The sequence below is a fragment of the Microbacterium radiodurans genome (assembly GCF_008710705.1).
In the GTDB taxonomy this organism is placed as follows: Bacteria; Actinomycetota; Actinomycetes; order Actinomycetales; family Microbacteriaceae; genus Microbacterium; species Microbacterium radiodurans.
In genome coordinates this window covers 581,085-600,032 of record NZ_VYRZ01000002.1, presented here as the reverse complement: position 1 = coordinate 600,032, position 18,948 = coordinate 581,085, and the positions used below count along the sequence as shown (strand labels likewise).

Annotated in this window: 17 protein-coding genes and 4 tRNA genes; 12 read left to right on the top strand and 9 right to left on the bottom strand. The window is 70.9% G+C overall.

Annotated features, from left to right (window positions below; translation table 11 throughout):
- Nucleotides 1–36: 36 nt before the first annotated feature.
- The 4 genes from F6B42_RS08725 to F6B42_RS08710 all read right to left on the bottom strand — a co-directional run bounded on the left by F6B42_RS08725 (nt 37) and on the right by F6B42_RS08710 (nt 5,259).
- Nucleotides 37–2,181, bottom strand: a complete 2,145-nt coding sequence (locus tag F6B42_RS08725) for a 3-hydroxyacyl-CoA dehydrogenase NAD-binding domain-containing protein (RefSeq protein ID WP_150419201.1) — start codon at nt 2,179–2,181, stop codon at nt 37–39.
- Nucleotides 2,182–2,192: 11 nt separating this feature from the next.
- Nucleotides 2,193–3,407, bottom strand: coding sequence for a thiolase family protein (locus F6B42_RS08720; RefSeq protein WP_150419200.1), 1,215 nt, complete (start codon nt 3,405–3,407; stop codon nt 2,193–2,195).
- Nucleotides 3,408–3,479: 72 nt separating this feature from the next.
- Nucleotides 3,480–4,676, bottom strand: coding sequence for a ribonuclease D (locus F6B42_RS08715; protein ID WP_150419199.1), 1,197 nt, complete (start codon nt 4,674–4,676; stop codon nt 3,480–3,482).
- Nucleotides 4,669–5,259 carry a DUF3000 domain-containing protein gene (locus tag F6B42_RS08710; RefSeq protein WP_150419198.1) on the bottom strand — a complete coding sequence of 197 codons (591 nt, stop codon included), beginning with the start codon at nt 5,257–5,259 and terminating at the stop codon, nt 4,669–4,671. Before F6B42_RS08710 ends, F6B42_RS08715 begins: the two co-directional genes overlap by 8 nt.
- Nucleotides 5,260–5,284: 25 nt before the next feature.
- Between F6B42_RS08710 and F6B42_RS08705 the strand changes: the two genes are divergently transcribed.
- Nucleotides 5,285–6,499, top strand: coding sequence for an alpha/beta hydrolase family protein (locus tag F6B42_RS08705; RefSeq protein ID WP_150419197.1), 1,215 nt, complete (start codon nt 5,285–5,287; stop codon nt 6,497–6,499).
- Here F6B42_RS08705 and F6B42_RS08700 read toward each other — a convergent pair.
- The gene (locus F6B42_RS08700) at nt 6,447–7,136 is read right to left on the bottom strand and encodes a dihydrofolate reductase family protein (RefSeq protein WP_223878424.1); all 690 of its coding nucleotides are present in this window, start codon (nt 7,134–7,136) and stop codon (nt 6,447–6,449) included. The genes F6B42_RS08705 and F6B42_RS08700 overlap by 53 nt on opposite strands.
- 57 nt (nt 7,137–7,193) lie before the next feature.
- On the opposite strand from F6B42_RS08700, the gene zapE reads away from it, so the two are divergent.
- The 3 genes from zapE to F6B42_RS08685 all read left to right on the top strand — a co-directional run bounded on the left by zapE (nt 7,194) and on the right by F6B42_RS08685 (nt 10,299).
- The gene (zapE, locus tag F6B42_RS08695; protein WP_150419196.1) at nt 7,194–8,222 is read left to right on the top strand and encodes a cell division protein ZapE; all 1,029 of its coding nucleotides are present in this window, start codon (nt 7,194–7,196) and stop codon (nt 8,220–8,222) included.
- A gap of 166 nt (nt 8,223–8,388) precedes the next feature.
- The gene (locus F6B42_RS08690; protein ID WP_150419195.1) at nt 8,389–9,657 is read left to right on the top strand and encodes an ammonium transporter; all 1,269 of its coding nucleotides are present in this window, start codon (nt 8,389–8,391) and stop codon (nt 9,655–9,657) included.
- A 102-nt stretch (nt 9,658–9,759) separates the two neighbouring features.
- Nucleotides 9,760–10,299, top strand: a complete 540-nt coding sequence (locus F6B42_RS08685) for a type II toxin-antitoxin system PemK/MazF family toxin (protein ID WP_150419194.1) — start codon at nt 9,760–9,762, stop codon at nt 10,297–10,299.
- A gap of 108 nt (nt 10,300–10,407) precedes the next feature.
- On the opposite strand, the gene F6B42_RS08680 is transcribed toward F6B42_RS08685, so the two are convergent.
- Nucleotides 10,408–10,481, bottom strand: a tRNA-Val gene (locus tag F6B42_RS08680).
- A 152-nt stretch (nt 10,482–10,633) separates the two neighbouring features.
- Here F6B42_RS08680 and F6B42_RS08675 point away from each other — a divergent pair.
- The 5 genes from F6B42_RS08675 to F6B42_RS08655 all read left to right on the top strand — a co-directional run bounded on the left by F6B42_RS08675 (nt 10,634) and on the right by F6B42_RS08655 (nt 11,872).
- Nucleotides 10,634–10,705, top strand: a tRNA-Gly gene (locus F6B42_RS08675).
- A 55-nt stretch (nt 10,706–10,760) separates the two neighbouring features.
- Nucleotides 10,761–10,831, top strand: a tRNA-Cys gene (locus tag F6B42_RS08670).
- A gap of 27 nt (nt 10,832–10,858) precedes the next feature.
- Nucleotides 10,859–10,930, top strand: a tRNA-Val gene (locus F6B42_RS08665).
- Between the two features lie 89 nt (nt 10,931–11,019).
- Entirely contained in the window at nt 11,020–11,526 is a 507-nt protein-coding gene (locus tag F6B42_RS08660) for a glycine cleavage system protein R (RefSeq protein WP_150419193.1), read from the top strand.
- Nucleotides 11,527–11,542: 16 nt separating this feature from the next.
- The gene (locus tag F6B42_RS08655) at nt 11,543–11,872 is read left to right on the top strand and encodes a DNA alkylation repair protein (RefSeq protein WP_150419192.1); all 330 of its coding nucleotides are present in this window, start codon (nt 11,543–11,545) and stop codon (nt 11,870–11,872) included.
- A gap of 27 nt (nt 11,873–11,899) precedes the next feature.
- Here the strand turns inward: F6B42_RS08655 and F6B42_RS08650 are convergent, their stop codons facing one another.
- Nucleotides 11,900–13,063, bottom strand: coding sequence for an SLC13 family permease (locus F6B42_RS08650; RefSeq protein ID WP_150419191.1), 1,164 nt, complete (start codon nt 13,061–13,063; stop codon nt 11,900–11,902).
- Between the two features lie 204 nt (nt 13,064–13,267).
- Between F6B42_RS08650 and thrS the strand changes: the two genes are divergently transcribed.
- From thrS to F6B42_RS08635, 3 genes are all read left to right on the top strand, one after another.
- A complete protein-coding gene (gene thrS / locus F6B42_RS08645; protein WP_150419190.1) occupies nt 13,268–15,328 on the top strand; it encodes a threonine--tRNA ligase in 2,061 nt (686 codons plus the stop codon).
- Nucleotides 15,325–15,882 (top strand): HIT family protein, encoded by a 558-nt coding sequence (locus F6B42_RS08640; protein ID WP_191089313.1) that lies wholly within the window; start codon nt 15,325–15,327, stop codon nt 15,880–15,882. The genes thrS and F6B42_RS08640 overlap by 4 nt, the downstream gene beginning before the upstream one ends.
- A 116-nt stretch (nt 15,883–15,998) precedes the next feature.
- Nucleotides 15,999–16,595: a hypothetical protein gene (locus F6B42_RS08635; protein WP_150419189.1), complete on the top strand. Its 597-nt coding sequence runs from the start codon at nt 15,999–16,001 to the stop codon at nt 16,593–16,595.
- A gap of 93 nt (nt 16,596–16,688) precedes the next feature.
- Here the strand turns inward: F6B42_RS08635 and pdxY are convergent, their stop codons facing one another.
- Both pdxY and F6B42_RS08625 read right to left on the bottom strand, forming a co-directional pair.
- The gene (gene pdxY, locus F6B42_RS08630; RefSeq protein ID WP_150419188.1) at nt 16,689–17,540 is read right to left on the bottom strand and encodes a pyridoxal kinase PdxY; all 852 of its coding nucleotides are present in this window, start codon (nt 17,538–17,540) and stop codon (nt 16,689–16,691) included.
- Between the two features lie 4 nt (nt 17,541–17,544).
- Nucleotides 17,545–18,879 carry an aminotransferase class I/II-fold pyridoxal phosphate-dependent enzyme gene (locus F6B42_RS08625; RefSeq protein WP_150419187.1) on the bottom strand — a complete coding sequence of 445 codons (1,335 nt, stop codon included), beginning with the start codon at nt 18,877–18,879 and terminating at the stop codon, nt 17,545–17,547.
- Between the last annotated feature and the right edge of the window lie 69 nt (nt 18,880–18,948).

The following is an 18,948-nucleotide window of genomic DNA, read 5'->3' as shown; positions in this document are numbered from 1 at the left end:
AGACGATGTCTCGCGGACCTCGCGCCGCGACGCCCGTCAGCGGTGCACGATCCCGCGGATCGGCGGGTGGTGGAACGTGTCGCCGAACGCCCGCTCGGACGCGCCCTCGCGGTCGAGATAGGGCGACGCGCCGCCGTCGATGAACGGCCAGCCGGCGCCGAGGATGAGGCACAGGTCGATGTCCTGCACCTCGGGGACCACGCCCTCGTCGAGCATGAGCCTGATCTCCTGCGCCAAACCGTCCTGCACGCGCTGGAGGATCGTCTCGGCCGCGACCGGCGACGAGCCCGTCGCCTTCTTCGCGATCTTCTCGGCGGCTCTGGTGAAGCCGGTGACGCGCCCGCCCTTGTCCTTCTCGACGACCTCGGACAGCTCCGCGAGTCGGTGGAAGTTCTCGTTCGCGTAGAAGCGCTCGGGGAAGGCCGCCGTCATCGTGTCCTGCACGTGCGCGGCGACCTTCCAACCGACGAGGTCGATGAGCTGGAACGGTCCCATCGGCAGCCCGAGGGGCGCGAACGCCCTCTCGACATCGGCGACCGGTGTGCCCTCGTAGACGGCGCGTGCTGCCTCGCCCATGACCTTCGCGAGCAGGCGGTTGACGACGAAGCCCGGCGCATCGGCCGTCAGGACGGCGTTCTTGCCCAGCCCCTTTGCGACGACGAACGCCGTCGAGAGGGCGGCGTCCGCCGTCGCGGGCGTCTTCACGATCTCGATGAGCGGCATGACGGCCACCGGGTTGAAGAAGTGGAAGCCGACGAGGCGCTCGGGGTGTGCGAGCTTCGCCCCGATCTCCTCCACCGACAGCGACGAGGTGTTCGTCGCCAGGATGGCATCCTCTGCGATGATCTTCTCGATCTCGCCGAACACCTGCTGCTTGACACCGACCTCCTCGAAGACCGCCTCGATGACGAAGTCGCAGTCCGCGTACTCGCTCTTGTCGACGGTGCCGTGGATGAGCGAGCGGAGCTTTCCGGCCGTGTCGGAGTCGAGGCGGCCCTTCGCCTCGAGCTTGCCGATCTCCTCGTGGATGTAGGCGATCCCCTTGTCGACGCGAGCCTGATCGAGGTCGGTGATGAGCACGGGCACCTGGAGCTTGCGCACGAACAGCAGCGCGAACTGACTGGCCATGAGTCCGGCGCCGATGATGCCGACCTTCGTGACCTTCTTGGCCAGGGCCTTGTCGGGGGCGCCGACGGGGCGCTTCGCACGCTTCTGCACGAGATCGAACGCGTACATCGATGCCGCGAACTGATCGCCCGAGATGAGCTCGGCGAGCGTGTCGTCCTCGCGCGCGAACGCCTCGTCGCGGCTGCCGCCGCGTGCCTTCTCGAGCAGGTCGAGGGCGCGGTACGGTGCGACGGGGACGGTGCCGATCTTCGATTCCAGCATGCCGCGAGCGACCTTGACCGCGATCGGCCACTTCGTGAGCCGCTCGATCTTGCCGGGCTCGTTGCGGCGGACGACCTTCTCGACGCCCGTCAGCACGCGGTCCGCCCAGCGGAGGGAGTCCTCGAGGTAGCTGACGGCGGGGAACACCGCGTCCATGATGCCGAGGTCGAAGGCCTGCTGCGGCTTGAGCACGCGATTCTGCTTCAGCGGATTGCTGATCACGACCTCGAGGGCGTTCTCGATGCCGATCAGGTTCGGCAGGAGGTAGGCGCCGCCCCAACCCGGGATCAATCCGAGGAACACCTCGGGGAGAGCGATCGCCGCGGCCGAGGCATCGACCGTGCGGTACGTGCTGTTCAGTGCGATCTCGAGCCCGCCGCCCAGGGTGAGGCCGTTGACGAAGGCGAACGAGGGCACGCCGAGCCGGGAGAGCCGCCCCAGCACCTGGTGTCCGCGCTGCGCGACGAGCTTCGCGATCTCCGGCGAGGGCAGGCGCGAGACATCCGAGAGGTCCGCACCCGCCGCGAGGATGTACTTCTTGCCGGTGATGCCCACGGCGTCGATCTCGCCGGCCGCAGCGCGCGTCGCGAGCGTTTCGAGCACGCCGCCGAGCTCCGCGAGGGTCGCCGGCCCCAGGGTGTTGGGGCGGGTGTGGTCGCGACCGTTGTCGAGCGTGATCAGCGCGAGCGTGCGCCCCGAGGCGAGCCGGACGTCGCGCACGAGCGCGTGCGTGACGACCTCGTCGCCGGCGAGCGCGTCGAGGGGCGAGAAGTCGATGTCGTCGTAGGCCATAGCGGCATCCCTCACTTCTTGGTCTTCTTCTTGCCGGTGTAGTGCGGGTTCTCCCAGATGACCGAGCCGCCCTGACCGAGGCCGACGCACATCGCGGTCAGGCCGTAGCGGACGTCGGGACGCTCCGCGAACTGCGCCGCGAGCTGGATCATCAGGCGCACTCCGGATGCCGCGAGCGGATGACCCACGGCGATGGCACCGCCCCACGCGTTGACGCGCTCGTCGTCGTCGGAGATGCCGAAGTGGTCGAGGAGCGAGAGCACCTGCACGGCGAAGGCCTCGTTCAGCTCGAACAGGCCGATGTCGTCGATCGAGAGACCCGCCCGGGCGAGCGCCTTCTCGGTCGACGGGATCGGGCCGATGCCCATGACCTCCGGCTGCACGCCGGCGAAGGCGAACGAGACCAGGCGCATCTTCGGGGTGAGGCCGAGTTCCGTGACGGCGCGCGAGCCGGCCAGGAGGCTCATCGTCGCGCCGTCGGTCAGGGGCGAGGAGGTGCCGGCGGTGACGCGGCCGTGCGGGCGGAACGGCGTCTTCAGCTGCGCGAGTCCCGCCATCGTCGTCTCGGGGCGTCGTCCCTCGTCCTCGGTCGCGAGTCCCCACGCGCCGTCGGCCGAGGTCACGGCCACCGGCACGAGGTCGGGCTGCAGCTTTCCGGCGTCGTATGCCGCCTGCGCCTTGTGCTGGCTGCGCATGCCGAAGCGGTCGGCGCGCTCCTTGGTGAGGGCCGGGAACCGATCGTGCAGGCGCTCGGCCGTGATGCCCATGTTGAGGGCGTCAGGGCTGACGAGCTTCTCGGTGAGGAACCGGGGGTTCGGGTCGGTATCACCGCCGCCGAGCGGATGCCGCCCCATGTGCTCGACGCCGCCCGCGAGCGCGAGGTCGTACATGCCCATGCCGATCGAGCCGGCCATGGTCGTGACACTCGTCATCGCGCCCGCGCACATGCGGTCGATGGCGAAGCCCGGAACGCTCTGCGGGAGCCCGGCGAGGATGGCCGCGGTGCGGCCGAGCGTGAGGCCCTGGTCGCCTTCCTGCGTCGTCGCGGCGATCGCCACGTCGTCGATGCGGTCCAGCGGCACGTCGGGATTGCGTTCGATCACGCCGCGGATCGTCTTGACGACCAGGTCGTCGGCGCGCGTGTTCCAGTACATGCCCTTCTCGCCGGCGCGCCCGAAGGGCGTGCGCATTCCGTCGATGAAGTAGACGTCCGAGATCTCGGCCACTTTGCCTCCAATAGATGGGATCCGAACCAGCCTAGGGAGCGGCGGAGCGCGGCGAAATCGGTTGGGTCGAATCTACGAACCGGCCTCGGAGCGCTCCTCGGGCGAATGCACGGAATCGACAAAGGCCTGGGCGATCAGCTGTGCGGTCTGCGCAACCTGCCACTCGCGTGCGCCGAGCTCGCGCAGGGCGTCGCCGAGGGCGGCCGCGGAAGCGTCGGCGGGCGGGGCCCACGCCACCCGGCGCAGCAGCTCAGGGGTCAGCAGGTTCTCGGTCGGCATCCCGAGCTCTTCGGCGCGCTGCTCGACGAGCGGCTTCGCGGCCTTGAGCCGGGCATCGGCCGGCGGGTTGCGATCCGCCCACGCCCGCACGGGAGGAAGGCCCTCGCCGGGGAGGCGGTCGGGCGGCAGCGACTCCTCGGCGCGACCGGCCTCGAATGCCGCCCACCACCGGTCGAGCTGGGTGCGGCTCGCCCGACCCGTGAAGTCCTTCACCCGGGCGAGGTCCTGTTTGGTCTTCGGGTCGGCGGCGAGCGCGGCCACGAGAGCGCGGTCGGGGACGAGGCGTCCGGGCGCGACGTCCTGCTCGCGGGCGTACTCCTCGCGCGCCGTCCACAGCGCGCGCGCCACGGCCAGAGCGCGCCGGCCGCGGATCGTGTGCAGCCCGCTCAGGCGCCGCCAGGGATCTTCGCGCGGCGGCTTGACCGGGCGATCGAGGACGGCGTGGAACTCCTCGGCCGCGAACTCGGTCTTGCCTTGCGCTGCGAGCTCGGCGACGAGGGCGTCGCGTACGTCGATGAGGTGCTCGACGTCGAGAGCGGCGTACTCGAGCCACGACTGCGGCAATGGCCGGGTCGACCAGTCCGCCGCCGAATGCGCCTTGGCCAGGACGATACCGAGCGTGTCCTCGACGACGGCGCCGAGACCCACGCGGGCGTGGCCGAGCAGACGCGCGGCCAGTTCGGTGTCGAACATGACGCGCGGCTCGAGGCCGACCTCGCGGAGCGAAGGCAGGTCCTGGCTCGCCGCGTGCAGCACCCACTCGGCGTCGCCGATCGCCTCCTGGAGCGGGGCGAAGTCGGTGATCGCCGGCGGGTCGAACAGGAAGACGCCCGCCTCGCGCCGAAACACCTGGATCAGATAGGCGCGCTGCGAGTAGCGGAAGCCGGAGGCCCGCTCGACATCGACGGCGACGGGACCGGTGCCGCCGGCGAGCTGCGCCACGGCGCGCCCGAACTCGGCGTCATCGGCGATGACGGTGTATTCAGCCACGGTTCCCCCGGCGTCCCCCGAGCGAGGCGACGCCCTCCGACCCCGGAGGAAGGCCGGCGAGCATGCAGGTCAGTTCCGCCCAGGCATCGACGTGAGCGGTGATGTCTCCGGCGGGGGTCCACGACGCACGCAGTTCGATCTGCGCGCCGTCTCCCTCGGCCGCGAGCGTGCCGAATCCCGTCGAGAGCGTCTTCGTCGACGTCCCGGACTCGGAGTGGAAGGCCGCTCCACGAGCGGCGAGCGCGTCCATGAGCCACGACCACGCCACGTCGGCCAGGAGCGGGTCGATCCCGATCTCGGGCTCGAGCGGAGCCTGCGCGAAGGCGACGATGCGCCAGGCTCCGCCCCACGCGTCGGGTTCGGCCGAGTCGTGCAGCACGACCAGGCGCCCGGTGCCGTAAGGGGAGTCCGTGGCGTGCTCCTCGGGGCGGACGTCGGCGGCGAGTGCGAAGGCCTCGGGTGCGATCCCGCTCGGTGCGGGGATCTCTCGCACGACGAGGTCGTCGCGGAACGCCATCGTCAGCACCGCGTCCCGGACGGCGTCGAACGGCGCCGCATCGAGAGGAGGACGGTGGTCGGCCACGTGGTCAGACTAGAGTGAGGCCTCGATGATGGGTTCCAGGCGCGCCGGTACCGGCGATGCAACACCCGCCGCGGCGCCGGCGGTGAGAGCGGCGATCGTCACGATCGCCGGTGCCCTCGGGCTGTCGCTCGCGATGCTCGGCACCGTCTCGATGCGCGTCGCGCGCCGGGTCGTCACCCCCGCCGGCCGCGTCCCCGACACGGAGATCCGGACGGTCGACGTCGCCGCCCAGACGATGACGCTCGCGCGCTCGCCCGACACGGAGCTGCCCGGCCGCTACGGCGTCTTCACCACGGGCACGCAGTCGTACGTCAAGGTCGGAGCCGTGCTCTCGGCCGACGCGTCATCCGTGAAGCGGAAGCTCCTCACCCACGTCACCGCCGACGACAGCCTGTCCTCGGCTGCCGCGTTCAGCGGCTGGTACTTCTCCTCGCCCGATGAATTGCACGTCCCGTACGCGATGGAGCTCATCGGCTCGCCGCTCGGTCCCTGCCCGGCGTGGATCTTCCCGGCCGAGACCGACACGCACACCTGGGTCATCCAGGTGCACGGTCGCGGCACCACCAAGGCGGAGGCGCTGCGCGCGGTCCCGGTGTTCCGCGCCGCGGGCGTGACCTCGCTTCTGGTGTCGTACCGCAACGACGGCGAGGCGCCGCGCAGCCGCAGCGGCACCTACACGCTCGGTGCGACCGAATGGCGCGACGTCGATGCGGCCATCGGGCTCGCGCGCCGTCGCGGCGCGAAGCGCGTCTTCATCATGGGATGGTCCATGGGCGGCGCGATCGCGCTGCAGCTCGCCCTGAACTCGGCCCACCGCGACCTCATCGCGGGACTCGTCCTGGAGTCGCCGGTGATCGACTGGCGCATCGTGCTCGACTATCAGGCTCGGATGCTGGGCATCCCGACCCCCGTCGCGTCGGCGGCCGTGCAGGCACTCGACAGCGACTGGGGCACGCGCCTCATCGGCGCCCGCGGCCGCATCCCCTTCGACCGGCTCGACGTCGTCGCGCGGGCGGCGGAGCTGCGGCATCCCATCCTCGTCCTGCACAGCGACGACGACGGATTCGTCCCTTCGGACGCCTCGCACGCGCTCGCCGAGGCGCGGCCCGATCTCGTCGAGCTCGAGGTCTTCGCCGTCGCCCGGCACACGAAGCTGTGGAACTACGACTCGGAGCGCTGGTCCGCGGTCATCGCCGATTGGCTGCGCCGCCACGGCGCGCCCGCAGCCGGAGATAGCTGAAGCCCGCCTCGTCGACGATCATCCCGGCGACGTCCGTCTCGACGTGCGTGCCGAGGGGGAGGAACGGTCGCTCGGCAGGCGTGAGCGAGGGCGCGACCGTCACGCAGTACTCGTCGATGAGGCCTGCTGCGGCGAACTGCGCGGCCAGAGCGGGACCGCCCTCGCAGACCACGCGCCGCCACCCCCGCTCGGCGAGAGAAGCGAGCACCTCGCGGGGAGCGATGTCGGGGCCGGGTCCGACACGCACCACCTCCACGCCCTCCGGGGGGGACGCGGCGGCGGATTCCGGCACGAGCAGGACGACCCGCCCGACCGAGGCCGCCGCCAGCCGGTGACCGTCGATCCGACCCGTCCGCGACACGATCGCGAGCGACGCCGTGCGGGGGACGACGTACCCCTCCGCCCGGACCGTCGCCGCGCCGACCACCACGACGTCCGCGGCTCGGCGGATCACGCCGAGGACGGTGCGGTCGGTCGGGCTCGTGATGCTGTCGCTCGTGCCGTCCCCGCCGGCGGCCGCCCCGGTGAGCGTCGCGACCATGTTCATCCGGACGAATGCCGGCCGATCGTCGGCATAGCGCGCGGTCAGCCAGGCGCGGCCCTCGTCGGTTGCGGCATCCGCGCTCTCGGCGGTCACGGGCACTACCTCGGTCACACGCACGGCGTCATCCTTTCACGCGGTTAGGGTTGATCCGTGACGAGCACATCCGCCGGAATCCTGCGCCTGAGCGACCGACGTCCCGACGTCTCCGGCGCCGAGATGCTGGCGGCTCTCGTGCCACCGCCGCAGTTCGATCGCGCGACGTTCGACTCGTACCGCGCCGATCCGCAGTACCCCTCGCAGCAGGAGTCGAAGGACCTGCTCGAGACGTTCGCCGGCGGCGGCGCTCCCGCCGCACGCGGTGGATTCTTCCGCCGGGCGAAGAAGGCTCCCGAGACGAAGCCCGGCGTCTACCTCGACGGCGGCTTCGGCGTCGGCAAGACGCATCTGCTCGCGGCGATCTACCATGCGATGCCTGCTCGCCGGAAGTACTTCGGCTCGTTCATCGAGTACACCGCCCTGGTCGGTGCCGTCGGCTACCAGAACACGGTGCAGCTGCTGCGCGGGGCGGACCTCATCTGCATCGACGAATTCGAACTCGACGACCCCGGCGACACGATGGTGATGACCCGGCTGCTGGGCGAGCTCGTGACCTCAGGGACGCGCCTGGCGGCGACGTCCAACACTCCGCCGAACGCGCTCGGCGAGGGACGCTTCGCGGCGCAGGACTTCCTCCGCGAGATCCACGCCATGGCCGCGAGCTTCGAGACCATCCGCATCGACGGCACCGACTACCGCCAGCGCGCCGTGGACGGGCACGCGATCGTCCTCGACGCCGAGACCTACCGGGGCGAGATCGACGCGGCATCCCGGACCGGCGCGGTCTCGGACGACGCGTTCGCCGACGTCGTCGCCCACCTCGCGTCGGTGCATCCGTCGCGGTACATCCGCCTGATCGACGGCGTCGAGGTCATCGGCCTGCGCGAGGTCGCCCAGCTCACCGACCAGTCGGCGGCGCTGCGCTTCGTCGCCTTCATCGACCGCGCCTACGACGCGCAGATCCCGATCCGCGCGACCGGCCGCGCGCTCGACGAGGTCTTCGGCGACGACATGCTCGCGGGCGGATACCGCAAGAAGTATCTGCGCGCCATCTCGCGACTGGTCGCTCTCACCCACTCCTGAGCGGACGCACGGCGCCCGCCCGGCGCCGCGAAACCTGATGTTTACCGGATGCCGCGTTCCGTAACGGACTGGAAACACAGCGGGGCCGTCGGGGGAAACCGGCCGCCACAACACTGAGGGGACCCGACGCTACACCTGCGTCCCTGCAGAGAGGTTTCCCTTCGAGATGGATCAAGGCAACACCGCATTCATACTCATCGCGGCCGCGTTCGTCCTGCTGATGACGCCCGGACTCGCGTTCTTCTACGGCGGCCTCGTCAAGGCCAAGAGCGTCATCAGCATGATGATGATGAGCTTCGGCGCGCTCGGCCTCATCGGCGTCCTCTGGGTCGTCTTCGGCTACGCGATCGCCTTCCCGGCCGCCGAGGGCACCGTCTTCCCGTGGGCGATCGACTGGAGCGCCATCGGCCTCACGAGCCTCCTCGAGACTCCCGAGGACGCAGCCTTCCCGCCGATGGCCTTCGTGTGCTTCCAGGCGACGTTCGCCATCCTCACCGTCGCCCTCGTCTCGGGCGCGATCGCCGACCGCGCGAAGTTCGGCGCGTGGATGCTGTTCGCCGGCATCTGGGCGACTGTCGTCTACTTCCCGGTCGCCAGCTGGGTGTTCAACTTCGGCCTCGCCGATGACGGTTCGTTCGAGTACGGCGGTTGGATCACCAAGGGCCTCCAGGACGTCTTCGGCGTCGGCGCGATCGACTTCGCCGGCGGCACCGCCGTGCACATCAACGCCGGTGCCGCAGCACTGGCTCTGGCCCTCGTCCTCGGCAAGCGCGTCGGTTTCCAGAAGGGCGTCCACGTCCCCCACAACCCGCCGTTCGTGCTGCTGGGTGCCGGTCTGCTGTGGTTCGGCTGGTTCGGCTTCAACGCCGGCTCGGAGCTCGCCGCCGACGGCACCGCAGCGCTCGCCTTCATCAACACGATCGCCGCTCCTGCCGCGGCTCTCCTGGCCTGGCTGCTCGTCGAGAAGATCAAGGACGGCAAGCCGACGTCCGTCGGTGCCGCGTCGGGCGCCGTCGCCGGTCTCGTCGCGATCACCCCGGCCTGCGCCTCGCTCGACCCGATCTGGGCGATCGTGCTCGGCTTCATCGCCGGCGCCGCCTGCGCCCTGTCGATCGAGCTGAAGTACAAGTGGGGCTTCGACGACTCGCTCGACGTCGTGGGCATCCACCTCGTCGGCGGCCTCATCGGAACCCTCTACCTCGGCTTCTTCGCGAACGGCACCGGCCTGTTCATGGGCGGCGACGCCAGCCAGCTGATCGTCCAGGCGATCGCAGCCTTCGCGGTGCTCGCCTACTCGTTCGTGCTCGCCTACGCCATCGGCTTCGCGATCGAGAAGACGATCGGCTTCCGGGTCAAGAACGAGGACGAGATCGCCGGCATCGACACGGTCGTGCACGGCGAGGTCGGCTACACCCTGTCCGACGCCAAGGTCTGATCGGGTCCATCCCTCGCACACGGGCGGGGCGCCGCGGAGAGATCCGCGGCGCCCCGCCTTCGTCGTGCGTGGCGGCCGGACGCGCTGAGTTAGCGTGTCGGCATGGGTGTGCTCTCTCGCGTCTGGGATCTGCTGCGACCTCGGCGGTCGTCACCGTCTCCGGGAACGGTGCGCGTCCCGTCTCCGTCTCCCCGCGCGGGCGGCACGGCGCCCAGGAGAACGGATGCGGCATCCGTGGTCGAGGTCGCCCTCCCGCCAGCCGGCGGGCTCTCGCTGGCCTACCGGCCGCGGCCCGACGTGCTGCCGGACCCGGGGGAGGTCGTCTGGGCCCGGGTGCCGTACGCCGAGGATCCGTCGCAGGGCAAGGACCGGCCGCTCCTCGTGCTCGCGCGCGCCGACGCGGAGAGCAGCTGGGCCATGAAGCTGACGAGCAGGCCCCATGCCGGTCATCGCGATCATCTGCCCCTCGGAGCGGGGGAGTGGGATCGCGAAGGACGGCCATCCTGGCTCGACGTCGACCAGATCTACCTCGTGCCGGCCGGGGCGATCCGCCGCACGGCCGGCGCCGTCGACCGCTCCGTGTATCTACGCGTCGCGGGCCAGCTCGCACAGCGTTACGGCTGGCGGGTCGCGGGCCGCTGAAGCGCGCGGGAGCAGGCGCTCGAGGTCCCGGCGCCGGACGCCGCCGCTGAGCCCCCCGCGGCAATGACGAAGGCCCCGCGGCGATCCGCGGGGCCCTTGTTCCTTCGGTGGGCGATGCGGGACTCGAACCCACGACCTCTTCCGTGTGAAGGAAGCGCGCTAACCAACTGCGCCAATCGCCCGAAGCAGGCCCCGAAGGGCCGAGATACGAGCATACCGGATGCCGGGTGCCGCCACGCACGCGGCGGGAGACACGCGCGGGACGCCATCGGTTTTGCGCTCCTGCGATCGTCGGCTAATGTTTAACAAGTGCCGGAGGGATCCGGAACGAAATGCGGATGTAGCGCAGTGGTAGCGCATCACCTTGCCAAGGTGAGGGTCGCGAGTTCGAATCTCGTCATCCGCTCGAGTGCGAGGATCTCCCGTCAGGGAGATCCGGCACGTGGGTCAGAACCACACACGGTGGCGTGGCCGAGCGGCTAGGCACCGGCCTGCAAAGCCGTTTACACGGGTTCGAATCCCGTCGCCACCTCGCCTCACAACTGAACAGCCTGTATAGGCGCGATTGGCGCAGCGGTAGCGCGCTTCCCTGACACGGAAGAGGTCACTGGTTCGATCCCAGTATCGCGCACTGTGAAACCCCCGGATCTCCGGGGGTTTTGTCGTTTCGGGCACCGTCCGCCCCGCGGCCCGAACCAGTGCCGGGCTAGGCTCGGCGCCATGACTCAGCTGGTACTCACCGTGGTCGGCGACGACCGGGTCGGGCTCGTCCGCACGCTCGCCGACACCGTGGCCGCGCACGGCGGCAACTGGGAGCGCAGCGAGCTCGCCGAGCTCGCCGGAGCGTTCGCCGGCATCGTCCTGGTCGAGATTCCGACCGACCGGGCGGCCGCGCTCGTGGAGGCGTTGGAGCGCCTGGAGGGTCTCCTCCGTGTGACGACGCACCGTCCGCTCGCCCCGACCGAGGCGACGGGTCAGGCGCTCCGCTTCTCGATCCTGGGCAACGACCATCCGGGGATCGTCCGCGAGATCAGCGACGCGGTCGGGGCTCACGCCCTCAGTATCGACGCGCTCACGAGTCGCACGCTCGACGCCCCGATGGCCGGCGGCACGCTGTTCGAAGCGACGCTCGTCGTGCGCCTTCCCGCCGGCTTCGACACCGACGAGGTCATCGCCGACCTCGAGCGTCTCGCCGGGGAGATCCAGGTCGACCTCACTCTCGCCTGAGACCCGCGCCGCCGCCATGAGCGCCTCGCACCTCGCCGACGAGATCCGTGCGAAGCTGCGCGCCGCGGCCGATCCGGCGCGCGCCGCGCGGCAGCAGGCCTACATGAAGTCCGCGATGCCGTTCCTCGGCGTCCGGGTGCCCGAGGCGCGGCTCATCGCGCGCACCGCGGCAGCGGCGGGGGAGAGCGACGCCGACGCGCTTCGCGAGACGGCACGGGGACTGTGGGATGCGGCATCCCACCGGGAGGAGCGATACGCCGCGATGGCGCTGCTCGCCCTGCCGTCCGTCCGGGGGAATGCGGCATCCGCGCCGCTCGTCGAGAGCACGCTCAAGCATCTGCCGTGACGGGCGCGCATCGCGGCGCACCGGTCGTCAGCGCAGCACGAGCGGCACGACCGCGAGCGCGACGACGAGAGGCGCCGCTATGAGGCCCCACAGCACGAAGCGCCGCCACGGAACCTCGACGCCGACCGACGTCAGCCGCTCGTGCCAGAGCAGGGTCGCCAGCGACGCCCACGGGGTGATGAGCGGGCCGGCGTTGACGCCGACCAGCAGGGCGCCCAGTCGCTCCGGGGTGTTCGCCGTCGACTCCAGCAGCAGATACGCCGGCAGGTTGTCGACGGCGTTGGCGGTGACCAGCGCCGTGCCGGCGAGGCGCCAGAGCTCGGCCGGTCCGCCCGCCTCACCCGCGACGACTTCGACGACGACCGCCGATCCGAGCGACTCCAGGGCGCTCATCGCGGTGAACAGTCCTGCGGCGAAGACCAGCAGCTGCCACGGCACCAGCCGGGGAGTGAGCGCGCGCGGCGAGCGCCATGCGAACAGCGCCACGAGGGCCACCGCGGCGATCGTCGCCGGGATCCAGGGCTCGACCCCGCTCACGAGCGCCGGCATGAGGACGACCACGACGATCGACGCCGCGACCAGCTGCACCCGGTCGGTGGCGCGCGGTATCGGCGCCGGGAGGAACCGGCCGGCGAGCGAGCGCCGGTGGATGAGGAACAGCAGCCCCACGGTCACGACGATCGCGACGGCGGCCGACGGACCCATGAGCGCGATGAACGCCGCCGGGCCGCCCTCGGGCAGTCTTCCGAGCGCCAGGAGATTCGTGAGATTCGACACCGGCAGGACGAGCGACGCGGTGTTCGCGAGCCAGACGGTCGTGAACGCGAACGGCAGGGGCGGCAAGCCGTTGGCCCGCGCGACGGCGACGACGACGGGTGTCAGCAGCACGGCCGTCGTATCGAGGGACAGGAACGCCGTGGCGACCACGGCCAGCGCCACGATGAGCAGCCAGAGCACCGTCGTCCGGCCGCCCGATGCGCGCGCCAGCCATCCGGCGGCGACATCGAAGACACCCGCCCGCGCAGCGAGCTCGGCGACGATCGTCACGGCGACGACGAAGCCGAGGATCGGCGCGACCCGCTCGGCGATACCGACCAGCTCGGCCGGGGGGAGGATGCCGGCAGCCACCGCTCCCGCCGCCACCAGCAGCAGTGCGGCTCCGGCGATCGCGAGCTTCACGGCATCCATCATGACCCCTCGGCCGCAGGCCGGGTCGCACCGATGGCCGCCGGTAGGATCGACGTATGGAACTCCGTCGGATCCGGCCGCGCTGCGGCGCGTCGGTCGCCGTCATAGCCGCCGCCTCGCGAACGCTCTCCGCCTGAGCGGGCGGGGCGCGGCATGCGTCCGAAGCTGAGTAGCCTTGATCCGAGCCACCCACCTGGAGATGTTCCTGTGACTGACGTTCTCACCCCGTCGGATGTGTCCTTCCCCGCCGACGGCTTCGCCCTCTTCCCCGACCGCTCGGTCGTCGCGCTGCGCGTGAACGGCGAGCTGAGGGATCTCGCGACGGTCGTGTCCGAGTCCGACGCCGTCGAGCCCGTCACCGTGTCGAGCCCCGACGGTCTCGCGATCCTCCGCCACTCGACGGCGCACGTGCTGGCGCAGGCCGTGCAGCGCATCCGGCCGCAGTCGAACCTCGGCATCGGCCCCCCGATCGAGAACGGCTTCTACTACGACTTCGGCGTCGACGAGCCCTTCACCCCGGAGGACCTCAAGGCGATCAAGAAGGAGATGGAACGGATCGTCCGTGAGAACCAGCGGTTCGTCCGCCGGGTCGTCACCGCCGATGAGGCGCGCGACGAGCTCGCGAACGAGCCGTTCAAACTCGAACTCGTCGACCTCGCCGGCGGCCCCGGCTCGGGCGCCGACGCCGCCGAAGGCGCCTCGGCCGAGATCGGCGCGGGCGAGCTGACCATCTACGACAACGTCACGCGCGACGGAGAGACCGCGTGGAAGGATCTCTGCCGAGGGCCCCACGTCCCCGGCACCCGCCTCGTCGGAAACGGCTGGGACCTCACCCGCGTGGCGGCCGCCTACTGGCGGGGCAGCGAGAAGAACCCGCAGCTGCAGCGCATCTACGGCACCGCCTGGCCGACGAAGGACGAGCTGCGCGCCTACCAGGAACGGCTCGCCGAGGCCGCCCGCCGCGACCACCGCAAGCTCGGCGTCGAGCTCGACCTGTTCTCGTTCCCCGATGAGATCGGGCCGGGGCTGTCGGTCTTCCACCCCAAGGGCGGCATCATCCGCTACGAGATCGAGCGCTACATGCGCGAGCGGCTGCTCGCCAACGGCTACGACGTCGTGAACACCCCCCACATCACCAAGGGCGACCTGTTCATGACGAGCGGCCACCTCCAGTGGTACGCCGACGGCATGTACCCGCCCATGAAGCTCGACGAGACCGTCGACGCCGAAGGCAACGTGACCCGCCAGGGCCAGGAGTACTACCTGAAGCCCATGAACTGCCCCTTCCACAACCTGATCTTCCGCTCGCGCGGACGCAGCTACCGCGAGCTGCCGCTGCGCCTCAGCGAGTTCGGGTCGGTCTATCGCTACGAGAAGAGCGGCACGCTGTCGGGTCTCACGCGCGTGCGCGGGATGACGCAGGACGACACCCACATCTACGTCACGGCCGATCAGGTCGAGGGCGAGCTGGTGCACAGCCTCGAATTCGTGCTGCAGACGCTGCGCGACTACGGGCTGAACGACTTCTACCTCGAGCTCTCGACGAAGGAGGAGGGCAACCCGAAGTTCATCGGCGACGACACCCTCTGGCAGCAGGCGACCGAGACGCTGCGACGCGTGGCGGAGGGTTCGGGCCTGGAGCTCGTGCCCGACCCGGGCGGGGCGGCCTTCTACGGCCCGAAGATCTCGGTGCAGGCCCGCGACGCCATCGGTCGTACGTGGCAGATGTCGACGATTCAGCTCGACTTCAACCAGCCGGAGCGGTTCGAGCTGGAGTACACGGGTCCGGACGGCGAGAAGCACCGTCCGGTCATGATCCACCGCGCGCTGTTCGGCTCGATCGAGCGGTTCTTCGCGATCCTCCTCGAGCACTACGCGGGGGCCTTCCCGGTGTGGCTCGCGCCCGTGCAGGTCGTCGCCATCCCGGTGGCCGAGGACTACGCGCCGTACCTCGAGACGATCGTCGCGCGCCTGCGGCAGTCGGGCGTCCGGGCCGAGCTCGACCGTTCCGATGACCGGATGCAGAAGAAGATCCGCACCCACACGACCCAGAAGGTGCCGCTGCAGCTCATCGCGGGGGAGCAGGACCGTGCCGGCGGCACCGTCTCGTTCCGCTTCCGCGACGGCACGCAGACCAACGGCGTGCCCGTCGACGAGGCCGTCGACCGGATCGTCTCGGCGATCGCGAACCGCACGCTCGTCGACACTGCGGAGCAGCTGACGGGCACTGCGGAGCAGCTGATGGGCACTGCGGAGCGGCTCGCGTGACCGACGCGCCGGACACCCCGCGCCGGGTGGATGACGCCGCGCACCTGGCCGGGGTGCCCGACGAGTTCCAGCGGCTGTGGACGCCACACCGGATGGCCTACATCCAGGCCGGTCCCGAGCCGCTGCGGGACGAGTGCCCCTTCTGCGCGGCGCCCGGCAAGACGGATGCCGATGGGCTCATCGTCGCCCGCGGACGCACGGCATTCGTGCTGCTCAACCTCTTCCCCTACAACTCCGGCCATCTGCTGGTCTGCCCGTACCGGCACATCGCGACCTACGACCTCGCCACCGCCGAGGAGGTCGCGGAGATCGGCGCCCTGACCCAGACCGCCATGCGCGTGCTGCGGGAGGTCTCGCGGTGCGACGGGTTCAACCTCGGCATGAACCAGGGAGCGGTTGCCGGCGCCGGTGTCGACGGGCACCTGCATCAGCATGTCGTGCCGCGCTGGGCGACCGACGCCAACTTCTTCCCGATCATCGCGAAGACCAAGGCGCTGCCGCAGCTGCTCGGCGAGGTCCGCGAGGCCGTGGCGGCCGCCTGGCCGAGCGACTGATCGTCCTCCCGACGAGGCGCGGCGCGGCATCCGTCCCCCGATGCGGGGAGCGGCTGTCAATCCGGGTCGGTGCGGCGCGGTATCCGGATAGCCTGGGCGCCCACCGAGGAGGCGCCATGTCGAACACCCCTGCCGTCCGCACACCGATCGCAATCGCCGCATCCGTCGCGGCGATCCTCGCGGTGAGCGGCTGCGCTCCCGCCGCGCCGGATGCCGCCCCCGCGTCGTCGCCGCCGACCGCAGCGCCCACGTCGTCGCCGTCGGGAACGTCGGGCGGGAGCGTCGACGACGCCGCCGAGGAGTCCGCGGTCGACGGCGACGTCCTCGCGGAGCGCGACGCCTTCATCGCGGATCAGCAGCAGCCCGTCGGCCAGGCGAACCTCACCGCGCGCACGCCCGCCCAGCGAGAGCTCGTCGCCCAGCAGCGCGCGTATCTGGAGGAGAACGGCGGGCAGTGGTCGGAGCAGGCCGAGACCGTCACGCTCGCCCTGGCGCTCGACGCGTGCGAGACCTCGATCCTGAACGGCCATGAGATCGACCTCGCGTCGTTCCGCACGCACGTGGCGACCTCGCCCCTCATCGACGGCCTCGCGGTCGACGACGCCTCGCGCGCCGGAGCCGTGAGCATCATGGTCTTCGGCACCGGCTTCCTCTGCCCCGCCGACGCTCCGCAGTGGGAGCAGGCGATGGCCGACGCCGCCGGTCAGTTCTGACCCGCGAGACAGCAGCGGAGCCCCGAGACAGCGCCTGCCGGCTGCTGTCTCGGGGCTCCGTCGCTGTCTCGCGAGCGCGTATGGGGGGCGAGGTCAGCGCACCTGCTCGACCGCGAACTGCATGCGGGGGTGGGCGTAGGCTTCCTGGCTCTCGATGAGCTGCAGCTCGCGCTCGCCCGACTCGTGCGTGCGCGTGAGCAGGTCGAACACGCTGGAGGTGGTGCGGGCGAGCGCGTCTGCGGCGCTGCCGGTCGAGCGGTAGTGCGCCGTGAAGAGCGCCGCCGTCACGTCGCCCGAGCCGTTCGCCTTCATCGGGATGTGCGGGGTGCGGACGATCCAGGCGCCGGCGTCGTCGACGGCGAGCATCTCGATCGTCCCCGCGGGACGCTCCGGTCGCTCGACGCTCGTGACGAGGACGGTGCGGGGGCCCATCGCGCGTGCGGCGTCCACCGACGCCAGGGTCGATGCGAGGTCGGTCGGGTCGGTCTCGGTGAGGAAGCCGAGCTCGAACTGGTTCGGCGTGATGATGTCGGCGGCGGGGACGACGCGCTCGCGCAGCAGGATCGGGATCGCCGGGGCGACGAAGCAGCCGGATCGAGCATTGCCCATCACCGGGTCGCACGCGTAGACGGCATCCGGGTTGGCCGCCTTGACCTTCGCGACGGCGTCGAGGATGACATCGGCGATCCCCTCGCCGCCCTGGTAGCCCGAGAGCACGACGTCGATGGTCGGGAAGGCGCCGCGATCCTCGATGCCGGCGATGACCGCGCTGACGTCCTCGGGGCTGATCATCGGTCCGCCCCATGCGCCGTACCCGGTGTGGTTGGAGAAGTTCACGGTGTAGACCGGCATCACCTCCACGCCGATGCGCTGCAGGGGGAACACCGCCGCGGAGTTTCCGACGTGGCCGTACGCGACGGCGGACTGGATCGAGAGGACTCTCATCGGGTCATACCTTTCGGGGAGGGAGCGAGGAGGCGGCGGCGAGATCGCGGACCAGGAGCGCCGCGTCGTCGTCGTCGAGGTCGTGCACGGTCAGTCGCAGGTGACGCGACGGCTCGTCGGAGGAGAGGCGGAACTCGTCGCCGGTGCGCGCGAGCCAGCCGCGGCGCATGAGCGCGTCGGCCACGGCGCGACCGGTGCCCGGCACCTCGACCCAGAGGCTCAGTCCGTCACCGGGTGAGCAGGGGAGACCCGCTCGGGTGAGATCGGCGGCGAACGCCGCGTTGCGGTCGGCGTAGTGCTCACGAGCCTCGGCGATGGTCGAGGCGGCGGCCTCGTCGGTGGCGAGCGCATGGGTCAGCCGCTGCAGCAGGTGACTCACCCAGGTCGTGCCCGAGCCGAGCCGCAGTGCGAGCCGTTCGGCGGTGGTGGCGTCGGACGCCGTGACGGCCAGGCACATGTCGGGTCCGAGGAACTTCGACACCGATCGCACGCGCGCCCAGCGCTCGTGCCCCTCGCCGATGACCGAGCGATACGGCTGAGTCGAGAGGAGGGAGAAGTGGTCGTCCTCGATGACGAGGACGTACGGGTGGTCGGCGAGCACCGTCCGCAGCGCTGCGGCGCGCTCCTGCGACAGGCTCGAACCGGTCGGGTTCTGGGCGCGGGGGGTGATGACGACGGCGCGCGCCCCCGCCTCGAGGGCGGAGCGGAGTCCGGCGACCGTCATCCCCTCGGCGTCGACCGCCACCGGGACGGCGCGGTACCCGGCGAGGCGCACGGTGTGGATGCTCGCGAGGAAGCAGGGATCCTCGAGGGCGACGGCATCGTCACGCGTCAGGGCCTGGGCGAGCAGCCGCTCGACGGCATCCACGGCGCCTCCGGTGACCGTCAGATGGACGTCCTCGTCGGCCACGGAGGCGTCCGCCGCGAACCACTCCCGCGCCCACGACGCGAGACCGCTGTCGATCACGGGCGCTCCGTAGAGCACCGGCGATCCTGCCACGCGGGCGAGCACCGACGCCGGGTCGGGGATGCGCGTCGGATCGGGATTGCCCGATCCGACGTCGCGGAGGACGGTGTCGGACGCCATGCCCTCCGACGCGATCGGGGCGACGTCGGCGATCCGCGTGCCGCCGCGTCCGCGCGCGACGACGATGCCGGCCTGCGCGAGGAGGCGGTACGCAGCGACGACGGTGTTGCGGTTCACACCCAGCTGCTCGGCGAGCGTGCGCACGGGCGGCAGCGCGTCGTCGGCGCGCAGCGAACCGCGCTCGAGCAGCATCCGCACGCTGTCGGCGATCTCGCCGGCGGTGTGGCCGGTGATGGTTTCGCGAGACGTCATCGCGTCGATCTTATGACGGATGCCATGCTAGCTTTTGGCCTAGGTCGTAATCGCTCCCGACGCGGCGAC